A 14,184-nucleotide genomic window follows, 5' to 3' on the forward strand; every position below is an offset into this window, starting at 1 on the left:
AACTTCATGGCCATTGCCAATTTCCCCGCTTCCCTGCAGCCGGTCATCCAGCAGGGGTTCCTGTCGCGTGCGTTCCAGGATGCATTGCAGTCGCGGCTGGGCTTCCGCTCGATTGCCGACCAGATGGAATTCCCCGCCCGCATCGGCCAGACCATTACCGATACCCGCGCGGGCCTGCTGCCGCCTGCGACAACGCCGCTCAACCCTACCGCCAATACCAGCTTTGACAACGGCATGACGCCCGCCGAATGGTCAGTCGAACAGTACACGCTGACCATCAACCAGTACGGCAACACCATGGACCTGAACCAGGTGACCGAAGGTGTCGGCATCGCCAACCAGTTCCTGGCCAATGCATCGCGCCTTGGCATCAATGCGCGGCAGACGCTTGATCGCCTGGCGCGCAATGCGCTGTTTGGCGGGGCGCAGAACGGGGTGGGTGGCTACCTCGGCGGCAATACGCGTATCACCACCACGCTGGGGGCAGCAGGCAGCACGGTGGCCGTAGATGACATCCGCGGTTTCCAGAACATCCTGTCCGATGAAGGACAGGTGGTGTCCGTTGGCGCGTCGGCTGGCATGACCGTCACCATCGGGACCGGATCCTACACGCTGGTAGGCACGGCTGCGGATGCCACCAATACCTCCACCGCGCCGGACGGGATTTCGGGCACACTGACGTTCTCGGCATCCGTCAAGGTGGCGGACGCCACGGCGGGCAACGCGGTCATCGCCGCCACGGCCCCGCTGGTGCTGCGCCCCAATGCACGCGCCACCACGGCGGCCCTTGTGGCGGGCGACCTGCTGACGGTCCAGTCGATCCTTGGCGCGCTGGCCACCCTGCGTGACAATAACGTGCCGACACCTGATGGCGGGGTGTATCACTGCTATCTGGACAATGCGCAGCTTCTGGGCCTGTTCCGGGACGAGGATTTCAAGCTGCTGTATCGCGGGCAGTACGGGTCCGACACCTACCAGAGCGGCCAGATCTTTGACCTGCTTGGCGTGCGCTTCATCCCCACGACCGAGGCCCCGCAGCAGGCCAGCATGGGGGCGGGCAACATCCATCGCGCCATCATCTGCGGACAGGGCGCGCTGATCGAGGGCGATTACGCCAATATCGGCACCCATTACGCGCCCCTGCTGGATGGCGGCGAACTGACGGATGTGGACGGCGTGTGCATGATTACCCGCCCGGCACTCGACCGCCTGGCGCAGATCATTGCGCAGTCATGGTCGTGGATTGGCGGCTTTGCCCTGCCGACCGACCTGACCGCCGATACCTCGGTCATTCCCACCGCGACCAACAGCTATCTCAAACGCGGGGTCGTGATCGAAAGCCTTGGCGCGGGGGCATAACCCCCCGGCGGGCGGCGGGATCATGCTGCCGCCCGCATCATGCAAATTATAAAGAAGTTTTTGGTGAAGCTTTTTCCAAAAAGCTTTGGAAAATACCGCCTTTTAAAAAAGCATCCAAAACTCCCATTTTCAATGACCTGTTTCCGGGACCACTGCCAAATACAACGGGCAGGCGGGCCGCATCATGCAAGAAGGCGACAGCAACGGCCATGACCGATACGGATACGACCACGGCGGCCAGCGAGGCCACCACGGATACCGGGAATACGACGGACGTCGTCACCACCACAGCCACGCCGCCACCCACCGCCGCCACGGTTGCAGATACGCCGCTGGTAGACAATGAACTGGCGCAGGCACGCCGTTACATGGGCTATCCCGCGCTGGGCGGCCAGGACAGCGGCATGCAGTCGTGGCGGTTTTTCCGGGTTTACGGCTTCAACGAATGGCGCCTGCGCAACCTTGCCCCTGCCGAATGTGCGCAGGCGCGGGCGTTCATCATGCAGTGCCAGATGCTGGAAGGTGCGATCATGGCGGCCACCGCCAACCTTGATACCGACCGCGCGGCGGTATGGACCCGCAACCGCACCGAAGTTACCGACCGCTTCACGCTATACACGCGCTGGCGGGTGCAGTTATGCAATTTCCTCGGCATTCCGCCAGGACCGGGCCTGCGCGGGATGGGGGAGATCGTGATCTGATGGACCAGCCATCCCTGTGCCACCTTGCCGCGCGTGGCTTCGCGCGGGCGGCGTCCCACGTGGGTGCGCGCGCCGTGCAGTACCGCCCCACCGCCGCCGCCAGCCCGTGCGCCACGCCCTATGCCCGGACCATGGCAGCATTCAGTAACGACCGAGCCTTCGGCTTTGCCGGGCCTGCGTTATGGGATGTCCCCTTTGTCTATGCGCTGATGGATATGACAGACGTGCGGGCAGGGGATATCCTGACCTGTGGGGGCGAGACCTATTTCATCGCCCGCGCCGAACCGTTTCGTCCGCCCCTGTGCGTGCTGTGCAATGCGGTGGTGGACATTACCGCCACCATGGCGCAGGTGGCTGATGTGGCTGATCCCGGCGGTTACGCCACATCGGGTGATACGACAATGCAGGCACCCTGCGCCACCGGCTGGCCCGCCATGATCCGTCCCGGTAGCGGGGCGGGCATTCCCGGCCCGACCCAGCCCGGCGCAATCCACGCGGGCGGGTTCGAAATGTTCCTGCCCGCCATTCCGGGCGTGACCATCCAGCCCGCCATGTGGGCGCGGGACGCAGATGGCACACGCTACACCATCGGCGGCGCACGCGCCGGACCGTGGGGCATGCGCTGCCAGCTGGGCCAGCAGCAGGTCTGACGGTACCCCGTAACCCACGTTGCGCGTAAAGGAGGGGAGGTATTGCAACGATATGCCTGCCGCCCACCACGCACCCGCCATCCGGGCACGCAATGCCCATGACCTGCATGGAGCGATGGCGGTGCACGGACCAGATGCCAATCCATGACCGCATCCCCGGCAGGGGGACAGGAACCGATATGACATGGCCGATATTTCCACCATCTCCACCACCATCGCAGCCGCCCTTGCCACCGTCCTGTGCCCCGATGGCACGGCATCAGGGGCCATTACCGGGCGGCCCCTCATCATCCGTCGTGGTGGCCTGACGCAGGCCGACCTGGGTGCGGCGGTCCGTACGCTGCAACAGGGCTGTGACTTCATCACCATTGCCGATCTGGCCGAAAGCTGGGCGCGCGTGGATGAACCGCTGGGACGCCCGTGGCGCATGGATGCGACAGCACCCGCGACCGTGCACATGACGGTCAGTGGCGCCACCGCCACCGTAACCGTGGATGTGGGGACAATACCCTGCGGCACGGTGGGGCTGCGCGCCCACGGCCTGCCCGGCATTATGGGCGACGCGTGCAGCCTGCATGTCGCAACCGCGACGGACACCGCGGCCACCATTGCCGCAACCATTGCATCCGCCCTGCCGGGGGCTACCGCCAGCGGGGCCTGCATCATGCTGCCCGCCACGGCCGTGGCGCACCCCATCAACGCAGGCACGCTGCGCGCACGCTGTGTCGCGCGCAGGCAGCAGCAGGTCTTTGTCATCACAGCATGGTCAGCAACGCCCGCCGCGCGGGATGTGATGGGCTGCGCCATATCCGACGCGCTGGCGCTCACCGACTGGCTGACGGATGAAAACGGTTCCACCTTCCGGATTGAGGCGCGAGCCACCACCAACGACGATACCGCAATGAACCGGGGCATCTTTTCCCGGTCTGCGCGGTTCCTTGTCACCTATGACTCCGACCTGACCCGCGTGGTCCCAGCCATGCTGGCCGGTGGCACGGGCATCGGGCACGATGTCATGCACGGGGACGTGCTGATGAACGACCCCGCCAGCTGACAGGCCGTAATACACCCCCCGGCATTACGATGCTGGGCTCCGCCATCACGCGCGGCGATGGAATGCCGGGGACCGCAAGTCCGGTCATGCCGTCCAATGCCATAAGGGCAGTACACACCATGCCCTGTGGTTATGGTGATGGATGCCCCTGACCGGATGGCACACATCAGGCCGGTGGTGCCTGACCGTGATGGCCTGGGCATGAAACGCCACGCCTTGCCGACGGGCACATTCATCGCCCGATGTGATCACGCCAGCCGGGCATGGTTTTGGCCATGCGAACCTGATGCAGCACGGGACATGTCGTGTCCGATACGCGTTTCACCCCAATCAGGCCCGACCATGGGATGAAACGTGGCGCTGCGCACGGCTGCATGTCGCCCGGCTGGCATGCACGCCACACCCAACCGACTTCTCACGCGGCCATGCCGCGCAACAGGGAAATACAGATACAATGACCATTTACCAGTCCGGGCAGCTCAACACCAACAGCCTGAACGTGCCTGACCTGTATGTGCAGATCCTGCGCCCGCAGACGCTGGCGCTGAACGGCGTGCCGTCGGGGCGGATCGGCCTGGTCGGCACCGCTGCGTGGGGGCCGGTGGGCACCCCGGTCATCATCGGCGCGATGGGGGACTGCCTGTCCGCTTTTGGCCCCAAGCAGGCGCTGGCCAGCGACATCGGCACGGCAGTCAACATCGCGCTGCTGCAGGGGGCTGCGGACTTCCGCTGCGTACGCGTGACCGATGGCACGGACACGGCCGCCACCGCCACGCTGGATGGCGTGACCCTGACCGCCATTCATACCGGCAGCGCGGGTAACGCCATTGTCGCCACTGTTACGCAGGATGGCATCATTACCACCAACTATACCCTGACCATCACCCATGCGGTGCTGGGCAGCCGGACCTATCGCGGCACTACGTGGGCCGTACTGGCGGCGGCCATCGCTGCGGACAGCACGGCGCTGGTGCACGTGACCCTGCCTGCCACGGCTCCGCTGCTTTCCGCCGGAACGGTTACGCTGGCTGGTGGCAGTGATGGCGTGGCACCAGGTACGATGGCGTTCATCGGCACGGATGGCGTAACCCGCACGGGCATGTACGCCCTGCGCGGACAGAGCTGCGCGCTGGGACTGCTGCAGGGGGTGAGCGACAGCACGTCATGGACCATGCAGGCTGCCTTTGGCATGTCCGAAGGAATGTACATGATTGCCTGTGGCCCCGCAGGCGACACCATTGCCAACGCGGCTGCCATGAAGGCCGCGGCTGGCGTGGACAGCTACGCCATCAAGCTGATGTTTGGCGACTGGCTGTGGTGGGATGATGATACCAACGGCGACATGCTGGTATCCCCGCAGGCCTTTGTTGCCGGTATCCTGGGCGGCCTGTCGCCCGAGCAGTCGAGCCTGAACAGGGAACTGTCAGGCGTGATCGGCAGTCAGAAGGCGGGGCTGGTGTCCAGCGGGCAGGCCGCGACCTATTCCACGGCCGAGCTTTCGGCGCTGTTTGGCGCGGGCATCGACGTGATCTGCAATCCGGTTCCTGGCGGCAGCTACTGGGCGGTACGTGGCGGGATCAACACCAGTTCCGATGGAGATACGGATGACGACAGCTATACCCGCCTGACCAACTACATTGCCGAAACCATCAATTCCGGCATGGGCACGTTCGTGGGCGCCGTTATCAGCACCACGCTGTTTGGCGATATCCGCGCCGTGCTGCTGGGCACGCTGTCCAACATGGTAGGCAGCGGCATTCTGGGGGCGACCACCGATTACGCAGTGGTGTGCGACACGTCCAACAACCCACAGGCAGCTACGGCGCTGGGTTACGTGCGGGCCGATGTACAGGTGCGTTACCAGGGCATCAACCGCTTCTTCGTCGTCAACCTGCAGGGTGGGGCGAGTGTCACGGTCAGCACCGGCACACCCGCCACCTGAAGGGCATCATTTCGCGCGGCGGTTTTCTTCCGACAGCACGCGACCGCACAGTTCCTTTATTTCCTCATGCGTCAGCTTTTCCGGGTGGCTCAGCCCCCGTGCGGCAATGGCGGCGAGGTCTTTCGTGGATGGTTTTTCGGGTGTGGTGCCCATCGGGGTGCTCCATACGTGGTGAGACAGTATGTTCACGCCCCCGCGACCTGCGCCGCCAGATGCAGATATGCATGACACCCATACACAATACATCATGGGCTGCCCGTTTGGCGGCCCTTTTTCATGGAGCGAAGAATGTCCGCCAAACCCTTCAATATCGGTCGCGACTGCCGCGTGGTGCTGGTCTATGACGGCAGCCGCGTAGACCTGCCCACCATTACCGGCTTTACCGTACAGCAGCGCACGCACCAGCTGACATCCAACCCGCTGAACGATATGCCCATGTTCTATGACGTGCCGGGCGGCTGGAGCGGTCAGTTCACCTTCCAGCGCGACGGGGCGGGGGCGGATGACCTGTTTACCGCGATCGAAAGCGGTTTCTGGTCGGCGGGCACGGTAGTGTTGGGCAGCATCTACCAGTACCTGACGGAATGCGACGGGTCGCTGAGTACCTATGAATTCGTGGGCGCGTCGCTGCAACTGTCCGATGCGGGGCACTACCAGTCCGAAATGCTGGTCAGCCAGACCATCACGTTTGCCGCCCGCGCGCGCAACCGGATTTCCTGAATGTTTTGGGCGCCCCTTTTTTCAAAAATGCGGCGTTCCCTGAATCTTCCTCAAAACAGCCCCTGATAGCCAAAAGGCCTGCAGCATGAGCGAACACACCATAAAAACCAGCGATGGCCGGACCCTTACCTACCGCGAACGCGGGCCGGGGGATGTGCTGGCGCTGCTGGAATTCGGCCCCGCCAGCCCATCCCCCGCATGGGTGGAATATGCATTGATGGTTTCGTCCGTCGAAGCGATCGACGGTGTCCCCGCCATGCGTCCCACCAGCCGCGTGCAGCTGGAGCAGTTGGCCAACCAGATCGGCAATACCGGCATCACCGCCCTGTCGGATGCGCTGTTTGGCACGAATGGCGAAGACATCGCGGCCGCGGAAAGCAACGCCGCAAAAAACTGAGTCGGCACCCCGCCCTGATCGAGGTCGCGGCCCTGGTCAGGAACGGGGTGCCGTGGGACGTGGCCATGACCATGCCGCGCGTGCGGCGCATGGCCTTTCTTGTAGCATTTGGCGAGCTTGCGGGCGGGCGGTATGACTGGACTACGCAACAATGGAAATACCCTGATGACTGATGTCTTTCAGGCCACAATCCGCCTGATCGTACGCCTGCCGGGGCGAGTTGCGCGCCTGCCACGCGTCGCCGGGCGGTCCAGTGCGCCGGGACGGCTGGCGGCGGTGGTGGGGCGCATCGTCGGCCATGCCCGCGCGGGTCGGCGCAATGTAGTGTTTCCCGCGCGTCCCGGCGGGACGGGGGCCAGGGCTGTGGCATCCCCCGCATCCGCGTCCGGCAGGCCGTTTCCTGCCACCCGGGCGGGACACGCCGCGCCTGCATCCATCAGGAAAACGGAGGGATACGCCACGCCCCGTGGGGATGGGCGGGGGCTGCCTGTGTCCCTGATGACCATGGTCCGCCGCGCGGATGCCATCCGTCCCGCCACCACGTCATTGCCAGCATTCCCCGCGCATGCGCAGGCGGCGGTCCCTGCAACAACACATATGCCTGCGCGCGCCATTGCCATGCCATGGACCGGACGGGTTATGGCCCGTGCCGACACCCCCCACATGGCAATCCTTGCGTCATGGGGCCGGACAGGTCCCATGACGGCTGCGATCATGCCACAGGAGCGTACCCTATTATCCCCTGTTGCTCCGTCCATCATGGCACGGAATCATGCATCTGATATCGATACGCCCCACATAGGCCGGAGTGCCGATGGCGCAATGGCTTTTCCCATGCTGCCTGTCCGCGCCGCGTCCGGTGCCGCACTGCCATTGCATGACCTGCGGGCTGACGGGACACCGGCTGGCATGGGGATTCCTGCCCCCTGCGCCATGACGCGAACAACGGCCCACACCAGCAACTGGCCGGTCATGCCCATGCCCCACACCATGCCCACCCAGCCCGTACCGGCGCGCAGCGTGCCCCCGTTCCCGGCATCCCTGCCGTCACGGGACAGAGGGCAGGGCAGGCCGCCCTTCATCAGCCAGGGCCCCATGGAACGGACGGGCGGCCTCCCGTCATCCATACCGGATGGCAGGCGGAGTGACAGGCTGCCGGTCATGCAGGTCACCATTCCCGTAACACTGGACCACCAGACGGTAGGACAGGCCATGGCCCGGGTCGAAACCGCCGCCGCCCGGCACGAACTGCGCGCAACCGGCACGGCGCCAGACGTGATCCGCTACCCGCAAATGCCGGGACGTGCGGTAGGTGTGTGAACATCCGGAACGGGATGTGCTGACAGTGACGGTCCACGGTCATACCGCTCAACCCGTCTTCGATACTGAAAAAAGACTTTGGGCAGCGGTTGCGACTGCCATCCCCATCAGCACGACAAGCACGACCTTGCGCACTACGGTCTCGCTCATTCGTCCAGCCAGCCGCGAGCCGAGGTAGATTCCGGCCACCAGCGCCGGAAGCGAGATGATCGCCAACCTGACGCTGTCCCGGGTAAACAGGCCGAATGCGAACAGCGCAGGCAGGCCCGCCATATCCATTGCCAGGAATGCGGCAATGATCGAAGCACGACCGGCCTGCAGGGCAAGCGGCGATCCAAGGAAGAATATGATGATGGGCGGCCCACCGATCCCCAATGCACCGTTCAGGATGCCCGCGGTGGTCCCGGTTGCCGCTGTCTCCGCCATTGTCGGCATGCGTTTCATCCGGATGCCAGCCATAAGCACAACGGCGGTCGTGAAGATGAGGGCAGCAAGCATCAGCTTCATTGGCCCGGCCGGGACATTCGCCAGAAAATAGACACCTACCGGCGTGAACATTACCGCAGTTCCAACCATGACGACAATCAAGCGCCAGTGAATGTCCTTCCAGATTGATGGAAGAAGGTGAATCCCGGCCGCCACTTCCAGAACAAACATGGCCGGAACGATCGTGGCTGGTGGCAGCACGAACGAAAGGGAAATGATCGTAAGCAGGGCGAAGCCAAACCCGGAAAAGCCACGGACGATGGCCGCAAGAAAAACACATGTAAAGGCATATGAAATTTCATATGGCATTGCGCGTTCCGCATCTGTGCAACTGAATTGCAAAAGCGTGGACGTTACCCCGATATTTATCTCTTTACCCTAACAATCTCATGCTTTCCGTCAGAAATTCCGTAGCCAGCGCTTCATCATCCCCACGACCTGGGACTGTCTGAACCGTCAGTCCATGCGACATCATGCACATCACCACGAACGCCACTTTTTGAAAAAAGGCGCCCCCCGGAGGTTTTATTACCGTTTCATCAAACAGTTATTCTGAAGCATGCCATGGGGAAAGAAAACACATGCCGCGATCATCCTTCCAGCCTGCGTGGTCTGGCGTTAGACAGGGGTAATGATGGCACGGCTGCGTGATACCGCACGCGCCATGGCCTTTTCTCCATCTCCCTATTTCCATTCCATCCCGCCCACGCGTCGCCTGTGGGCGGCAGCGGGCCAGAAGGGGAAGCGTACCCATGTCCCTGACCCTTATGAATGCCCAGACCGCGATCGGTTCGATCGGCCGGCTGTGGGCGTCGGCTCCCGTGACCATTGGCGGGCTGACCCTGACCGGCATGGAGGTGCCGCACCTGATCCGCGATGGAGGCACACAGCAGGTTGCAGTCCACCGGTTACCCGGTGGCAACAAAATCATCGACGCGGTAGGCAACGACCCCGACCGGCTGGAACTGTCGGGCACGTTTGTCGGCCCTACCGCCATTGAACGAGCGTGGATGCTCAAACAGATGCGCATTGCAGGCCAGCCTGTGGCCTTCATCGGAGCGGGGCTGTCGCTGCTGGTGCGCATCGTGCAGTATTCGTACGATTACACGCAGAAGGGCATCGTCATTCCCTACCGGCTGGTACTGGAACAGCCACCACAGGTTGCCAGTACATCCGGTGTGTCATCGGACCTGTCGGCGCTGGTGGGGGATGACGCGGGGTCCGCCCTGTCCGGTATCACCGGCGCGCTGGATGATGTCTCGACCATCGCGGGCAACATTACGGGCCAGCTTTCAACCGTCATGGCGCAGGTCACGCCCGTTGCCGACATGACGGGCGCGGGTGGGGTGTTTGCAGGTGTGCAGGATCAGCTCGGCATGGTCGGCGGCCTGTCGGGGGCCGGGGTCAATCTGGCATCCGCGCCCGACAGTGCGGCCAGTGTCATATCCGGGCTGGAAGCATCGGGCGCAGGCCTGACCACGGCCATTGGCTGCAGCGGCGCCAACCTTGAATCCATCTCGCCCACCAACGCCGCCAGTCTGTCGACCCTGACCCAGAACGCGCAGCTGCACACCGCGTCGGTCACGGCTGGCGCGCTGGTCAACCGGGCCTATGCCAACACGCTTTTGGCCACCAGCGGCACGCAGGACGGCCCGCTGGTCACGCCGTGACAGGAGCCAGACATGCCAACCACGATCAAGGTCACGGCCAATGATATTTCCCTGTATCATGTGGCGGCAAAGCAGCTGGGCAATGCCGCGCAATGGTGGCGCATCGCGCGGCTGAACGACATGGACGACCCTGACCTGTCGGCTTTCACAACGCCAGTCAGTCTTATTCTGCCTGCCACTGACGCGTCACAGGACAGTGGCGTGCCGGGGGTGACGGCATGAGCGGGAGCCTGAACACCACCCCATCCACGCCGTCCGTATGGCGCATGCCACGCGCGCGCGTGCTGGTGAACGGGGTCGAGCGCGCAGAAACCGGTCTGGAACAGTTTACCCTGACCCGCACGCGCTACAGCCGCGCCGATACGCTGGACATGACGCTGGCGGTGGACCGGACACACATTCCCTCAGGCGGGCTGTGGTTCGACCTGCAACCGGTGGGGGAGGGCGAAACACTGCCCGATATCGACATTGCGGTGCAGATGCGGGACGTGGCACAGGCTGGCGCGCAGTGGGTGACGATGTTCCGTGGCATCGTGGACCATGCGGGTCTCAGCCCCGCCGCGACATCGGTACAGGTGCAGTGCCGCGACTACCTGGCAAAACTGCTGGACATGCGGGTGCGTGACGGGTGGATGAACATGACCGGGGCCGACGTGGTCCGCGCCATGATTACGGCAGCGGGCCTTACGCCCGATGTCACCATGACCGACGGCATGGTGGGGCAGTTCTGGCAGGTGGAACACAAGTGCGCATCCGCTGCCACCCACAGTCGGTTCCAGACCGCGTTCGACCTGGCCCGCACCATGGCCACCATGGCCGGGTGCGACCTGTATGCCAATGACACCACCATTGTCTGCGCGCCATACCCGACCGCCACCACGGCAAATACCCATGTGCTGGATTATGCCGACAGTGGTCCCGACACGCCTGTCGCCATGGGGGCATACGGCCTGCATTTCGCACGGGATTATCAGGTGGGGCGTGGCGTGATCGTGCATGTCATGAGCTGGGACAGCCGCCAGCGCACGCGGGTTGAGTATTACTGGTCCGCAGGCGGCGGCGGTACCACGCCCGGTGACAACACGGGCACGGTGCACAGCTTTGCCATGCCCGGGGCACGGCTGGATGACCTGAAGCTGATCGCGCGGCAGAAATATAACCAGATCACGGCGCACGCACGCACCATAACCGGGCAGATACCTGGGCGCGTCACGCTGGCTCCGCGCGACTTCATGCGCCTGACCGGCACGGGCACGACATGGGACGGCACGTTGGATGTGGACGCCGTGACCAGCAGTTTTTCATGGCAGGGCGGCTTTGCCCAGCACGTCACCCTGCGCGCGCGCAGCACCACACAGGAAGGGGAAACGGATGGCTGACACACGCATGATCGCAGCCAGCATGGCCGGCACGCTGGCACAGCCCCGCTTCGGGCTGGTCAGCGCAGTGGACCCGGTAAACCATGCGGTCAAGGTGCTGGTCCAGCCATCGGACATCGAAACCGGATGGTTGCCCTATGCCGCCCTGCAGGTCGGCAGCCTGCGCATTGCCTGCCCACCCGATATCGGCGCGCATGTGCTGATGGTGCCGATCGAAGCCGATGCCGAACACGGCGTTGCCGCCTGTCCGATCTATGACGCGGTGATGATGCCCCCCATATCCCCCGCCACTGGCAAAGCAGCCCAGCCGGGCGAACTGCTGGTTGTGGCGGGCACGGGCGCACCACCGGCCAGTGGTGGCGCGGCACCGGGCACACCCGCTGGGAACGCGCCATGGTGGCACCTGACCGTGGACGCGATCCACAGCGGAGCGGGCGACACGACCGAGACGCTGAACAGTGACGGCAAAACGTGGCAAGTGGGTAGTGTCGGCATGATACTGGACAGCAGTGGCCTGTCCATCACCGGCGGGTCCATCACGACCGACAGCGACATCACGGCACAGGGCACGATAACCGGCCAGACGGACGTGAAGGCCGCGGGCATTTCGGGCAACAGCCACACCCACCCGGTCACGGATGCGCCAGGCACGACGGGGAAACCACAATGAGCACACTCTCCCATACCATGGGCGGTGACCTGGACCTGTCGGCCACGGGTGGCGTAGCCATTGTCACAGGGGCAGATCAGACCCGGCGGGCGCTGCTGCGTCGGCTATGCACCAATGCGGGGGCCTATATCTGGCAACCCGATTATGGCGCGGGGCTGCCCGCGCGTGTCGGGACGGTCATGGACGAAGCCGGCATCCGCGCCCTTGTGCTGGAACAGGTGCAGGATGAAGCGGGGGTGGACCAGACACAGCCCGTAACCGTGACGGTCACCAGCCCGAAAACCGGGGCCTGCCTGCTGGCCATATCCTACACCGATGCCACGACCGGTGCGGTGCAGGAACTGGCGCTGACAACGTAATCCTTACGAAACCGGCCGGGAATCCTGATTTTCATGCTGGTCGGGACGTGCCTGTCCTCCATCAGGAAAATCACACCCCAGCCTTCGCCCATGCCGAGGCACGAACGGTCCAGTCCCGGTCGCGCCCATCCGTCTGGCCGGATAGCACCATGTCGCGCAGGATGTCCCGGCATCATCCGGACATACTCCGCCATTGCACAAACCGGTCCTGAATGACCGGGACAGCCACCACCGACATTCCGGGCGCATGTAACGCCAGTGCTGGCATGGACAGGTCAGACACCCGACACATATTTCCCGCGACAGGGGAAGACAGTCATCCAGTCCCGTATGCGGATTTCAGGAAAACACAGGGTTCATCCCACAACCACAACGGAGAGTCCGGGTGGCCATCACCTTCCAATCCTTCAAGACCACGCTGGGCAACATGGTTGCCAGCGCACAGGGCGCATGTCCTTCCCTGCTGGACCTGAATGTCGGCTCACCCGGTCGCGCCATGCTTGAAGCCGTGGCGGGGCTGGGGCTGTGGTTCCAGTTCATTGCCCTGCAGATCCTCTCGCGCACGCGGCTTGCCACATCCATCGGGTCGGATGTGGACAGTTTCGTGCAGGATTTCGGCCTGTCACGTGAACCGGGGACAGCGGCGACCGGCACCGTCACCCTGACATCGTTCACGCCGTCCAGCCAGTCCGCCACCATTGCGGTGGGCGCCACGGTCAAGACGGCGTCGAACCTGATTTATGACGTGGTGGAGGACAGCACGAATGCCGCCTGGTCGGCAGCCGACAGCGCCTATGTCCGGCCAGCGGGCACGGCGTCCATCACCGTGCCAGTCCAGTGTGAGACGACGGGCGCAACCGGCAACGTCGCGGCGGGTGCCATCTGCCTGCTGGGCACGGCGGTTGCGGGCATTGATACGGTCACGAATGCCGCGGCCCTGACCAATGGCAGCGATGGCGAGACGGATGCGGCCCTGCGCACGCGCTTCGTGGCCTATATCAACAGCCGGTCCAAGGCGACGGTGGCGGCAATCGAGAACGCGGTAACGGATGTTTCCGCCGACCTGATCTATCAGGTAGTGGAGAACGTGGACACGTCTGGCGCAGTGCTGCCCGGCAACGTGGTGGTCTATGTTGATGACGGATCGGGCGACGTGTCCGACAGCGTGATTGATGAAGTCTATACCGCCGTGGACGATGTGCGCCCGGCGGCGGTGTCCATTCAGGTGGTGCGTCCCAATGTGGTGCGGCCGCCCGTGACCATGACCATCAGCGTAAACAGCACTGGAAACCTTGCCACGATCGAGGCCACGATCAGCACCAACATCGCAACCTACCTCAATGGCCTCGCCATCGGGGATGCGGCCAGTTACTCGCGCCTGATCCAGATTGCCTATGCGTCCAGCACGTCCGTCACCAACGTGACCGGGGTCACGCTGTCCGGCGGCACGGTGGACCTGCCTGCAATAACCGGCACG

At 63.9% G+C, this 14,184-nt stretch carries 18 protein-coding genes; 15 read left to right on the forward strand and 3 right to left on the reverse strand.

The genetic code is table 11. From position 1 onward, the window contains the following. Positions 1-6 precede the first annotated feature (6 nt). On the forward strand, positions 7-1,359 hold the full coding sequence (locus MSKU9_RS03200; RefSeq protein ID WP_141259928.1) for a DUF4043 domain-containing protein: 1,353 nt from the start codon (positions 7-9) through the stop codon (positions 1,357-1,359). Positions 1,360-1,405: 46 nt separating this feature from the next. Here MSKU9_RS03200 and MSKU9_RS17870 read toward each other — a convergent pair whose 3' ends face one another. Then, positions 1,406-1,570, reverse strand: coding sequence for a hypothetical protein (locus tag MSKU9_RS17870; protein WP_154670666.1), 165 nt, complete (start codon positions 1,568-1,570; stop codon positions 1,406-1,408). On the opposite strand from MSKU9_RS17870, the gene MSKU9_RS03205 reads away from it, so the two are divergent. The 4 genes from MSKU9_RS03205 (at position 1,569) to MSKU9_RS03220 (ending at position 5,706) form a co-directional block, all read left to right on the forward strand. Continuing rightward, positions 1,569-2,060: a hypothetical protein gene (locus MSKU9_RS03205; RefSeq protein ID WP_141259909.1), complete on the forward strand. Its 492-nt coding sequence runs from the start codon at positions 1,569-1,571 to the stop codon at positions 2,058-2,060. The genes MSKU9_RS17870 and MSKU9_RS03205 overlap by 2 nt on opposite strands. Further along, positions 2,060-2,710 (forward strand): hypothetical protein, encoded by a 651-nt coding sequence (locus tag MSKU9_RS03210; protein WP_141259910.1) that lies wholly within the window; start codon positions 2,060-2,062, stop codon positions 2,708-2,710. Before MSKU9_RS03205 ends, MSKU9_RS03210 begins: the two co-directional genes overlap by 1 nt. A gap of 184 nt (positions 2,711-2,894) precedes the next feature. Continuing rightward, positions 2,895-3,764: a hypothetical protein gene (locus tag MSKU9_RS03215; RefSeq protein WP_141259911.1), complete on the forward strand. Its 870-nt coding sequence runs from the start codon at positions 2,895-2,897 to the stop codon at positions 3,762-3,764. 454 nt (positions 3,765-4,218) lie between these two features. Further along, the gene (locus MSKU9_RS03220; protein WP_141259912.1) at positions 4,219-5,706 is read left to right on the forward strand and encodes a phage tail protein; all 1,488 of its coding nucleotides are present in this window, start codon (positions 4,219-4,221) and stop codon (positions 5,704-5,706) included. 6 nt (positions 5,707-5,712) lie between these two features. Here MSKU9_RS03220 and MSKU9_RS17875 read toward each other — a convergent pair whose 3' ends face one another. Further along, positions 5,713-5,859: a hypothetical protein gene (locus tag MSKU9_RS17875; RefSeq protein ID WP_154670667.1), complete on the reverse strand. Its 147-nt coding sequence runs from the start codon at positions 5,857-5,859 to the stop codon at positions 5,713-5,715. A gap of 135 nt (positions 5,860-5,994) precedes the next feature. On the opposite strand from MSKU9_RS17875, the gene MSKU9_RS03225 reads away from it, so the two are divergent. The 4 genes from MSKU9_RS03225 (at position 5,995) to MSKU9_RS03235 (ending at position 8,143) form a co-directional block, all read left to right on the forward strand. Beyond that, the gene (locus MSKU9_RS03225; protein WP_141259913.1) at positions 5,995-6,426 is read left to right on the forward strand and encodes a hypothetical protein; all 432 of its coding nucleotides are present in this window, start codon (positions 5,995-5,997) and stop codon (positions 6,424-6,426) included. Positions 6,427-6,511: 85 nt separating this feature from the next. Further along, a complete protein-coding gene (locus MSKU9_RS03230) occupies positions 6,512-6,823 on the forward strand; it encodes a hypothetical protein (RefSeq protein ID WP_141259914.1) in 312 nt (103 codons plus the stop codon). A gap of 47 nt (positions 6,824-6,870) precedes the next feature. Beyond that, positions 6,871-6,996 carry a hypothetical protein gene (locus tag MSKU9_RS18735; RefSeq protein ID WP_264371834.1) on the forward strand — a complete coding sequence of 42 codons (126 nt, stop codon included), beginning with the start codon at positions 6,871-6,873 and terminating at the stop codon, positions 6,994-6,996. Next, positions 6,989-8,143, forward strand: a complete 1,155-nt coding sequence (locus tag MSKU9_RS03235) for a hypothetical protein (RefSeq protein ID WP_141259915.1) — start codon at positions 6,989-6,991, stop codon at positions 8,141-8,143. The genes MSKU9_RS18735 and MSKU9_RS03235 overlap by 8 nt, the downstream gene beginning before the upstream one ends. A 48-nt stretch (positions 8,144-8,191) precedes the next feature. On the opposite strand, the gene MSKU9_RS03240 is transcribed toward MSKU9_RS03235, so the two are convergent. After that, entirely contained in the window at positions 8,192-8,938 is a 747-nt protein-coding gene (locus MSKU9_RS03240) for a sulfite exporter TauE/SafE family protein (RefSeq protein WP_141259916.1), read from the reverse strand. A gap of 443 nt (positions 8,939-9,381) precedes the next feature. Between MSKU9_RS03240 and MSKU9_RS03245 the strand changes: the two genes are divergently transcribed. The 6 genes from MSKU9_RS03245 to MSKU9_RS03270 all read left to right on the forward strand — a co-directional run. Beyond that, the gene (locus tag MSKU9_RS03245; protein WP_141259917.1) at positions 9,382-10,299 is read left to right on the forward strand and encodes a hypothetical protein; all 918 of its coding nucleotides are present in this window, start codon (positions 9,382-9,384) and stop codon (positions 10,297-10,299) included. A gap of 12 nt (positions 10,300-10,311) precedes the next feature. Next, entirely contained in the window at positions 10,312-10,521 is a 210-nt protein-coding gene (locus MSKU9_RS03250) for a hypothetical protein (RefSeq protein ID WP_141259918.1), read from the forward strand. After that, positions 10,518-11,678, forward strand: coding sequence for a hypothetical protein (locus tag MSKU9_RS03255; RefSeq protein WP_141259919.1), 1,161 nt, complete (start codon positions 10,518-10,520; stop codon positions 11,676-11,678). The genes MSKU9_RS03250 and MSKU9_RS03255 overlap by 4 nt, the downstream gene beginning before the upstream one ends. Beyond that, positions 11,671-12,348, forward strand: coding sequence for a phage baseplate assembly protein V (locus MSKU9_RS03260; RefSeq protein WP_141259920.1), 678 nt, complete (start codon positions 11,671-11,673; stop codon positions 12,346-12,348). The genes MSKU9_RS03255 and MSKU9_RS03260 overlap by 8 nt, the downstream gene beginning before the upstream one ends. Continuing rightward, positions 12,345-12,707 carry a phage tail protein gene (locus MSKU9_RS03265; RefSeq protein ID WP_141259921.1) on the forward strand — a complete coding sequence of 121 codons (363 nt, stop codon included), beginning with the start codon at positions 12,345-12,347 and terminating at the stop codon, positions 12,705-12,707. The genes MSKU9_RS03260 and MSKU9_RS03265 overlap by 4 nt, the downstream gene beginning before the upstream one ends. 385 nt (positions 12,708-13,092) lie before the next feature. Continuing rightward, a partial coding sequence (locus tag MSKU9_RS03270) for a baseplate J/gp47 family protein (RefSeq protein ID WP_141259922.1) occupies positions 13,093-14,184 on the forward strand: 1,092 nt, incomplete at its 3' end.

Origin of the sequence: Komagataeibacter diospyri (genome assembly GCF_006538165.1) — a bacterium.
Classification (GTDB): domain Bacteria; phylum Pseudomonadota; class Alphaproteobacteria; order Acetobacterales; family Acetobacteraceae; genus Komagataeibacter; species Komagataeibacter diospyri.

Coding starts and splice junctions, on each gene's coding strand:
- MSKU9_RS03200 (WP_141259928.1), top strand. CDS start 7: ATGGCCATTGCCAATTTCCCCGCTTCCCTGCAGCCGGTCATCCAGCAG.
- MSKU9_RS03205 (WP_141259909.1), top strand. CDS start 1,569: ATGACCGATACGGATACGACCACGGCGGCCAGCGAGGCCACCACGGAT.
- MSKU9_RS17870 (WP_154670666.1), bottom strand. CDS start 1,570: ATGGCCGTTGCTGTCGCCTTCTTGCATGATGCGGCCCGCCTGCCCGTT.
- MSKU9_RS03210 (WP_141259910.1), top strand. CDS start 2,060: ATGGACCAGCCATCCCTGTGCCACCTTGCCGCGCGTGGCTTCGCGCGG.
- MSKU9_RS03215 (WP_141259911.1), top strand. CDS start 2,895: ATGGCCGATATTTCCACCATCTCCACCACCATCGCAGCCGCCCTTGCC.
- MSKU9_RS03220 (WP_141259912.1), top strand. CDS start 4,219: ATGACCATTTACCAGTCCGGGCAGCTCAACACCAACAGCCTGAACGTG.
- MSKU9_RS17875 (WP_154670667.1), bottom strand. CDS start 5,859: ATGGGCACCACACCCGAAAAACCATCCACGAAAGACCTCGCCGCCATT.
- MSKU9_RS03225 (WP_141259913.1), top strand. CDS start 5,995: ATGTCCGCCAAACCCTTCAATATCGGTCGCGACTGCCGCGTGGTGCTG.
- MSKU9_RS03230 (WP_141259914.1), top strand. CDS start 6,512: ATGAGCGAACACACCATAAAAACCAGCGATGGCCGGACCCTTACCTAC.
- MSKU9_RS03235 (WP_141259915.1), top strand. CDS start 6,989: ATGACTGATGTCTTTCAGGCCACAATCCGCCTGATCGTACGCCTGCCG.
- MSKU9_RS03240 (WP_141259916.1), bottom strand. CDS start 8,938: ATGCCATATGAAATTTCATATGCCTTTACATGTGTTTTTCTTGCGGCC.
- MSKU9_RS03245 (WP_141259917.1), top strand. CDS start 9,382: ATGTCCCTGACCCTTATGAATGCCCAGACCGCGATCGGTTCGATCGGC.
- MSKU9_RS03250 (WP_141259918.1), top strand. CDS start 10,312: ATGCCAACCACGATCAAGGTCACGGCCAATGATATTTCCCTGTATCAT.
- MSKU9_RS03255 (WP_141259919.1), top strand. CDS start 10,518: ATGAGCGGGAGCCTGAACACCACCCCATCCACGCCGTCCGTATGGCGC.
- MSKU9_RS03260 (WP_141259920.1), top strand. CDS start 11,671: ATGGCTGACACACGCATGATCGCAGCCAGCATGGCCGGCACGCTGGCA.
- MSKU9_RS03265 (WP_141259921.1), top strand. CDS start 12,345: ATGAGCACACTCTCCCATACCATGGGCGGTGACCTGGACCTGTCGGCC.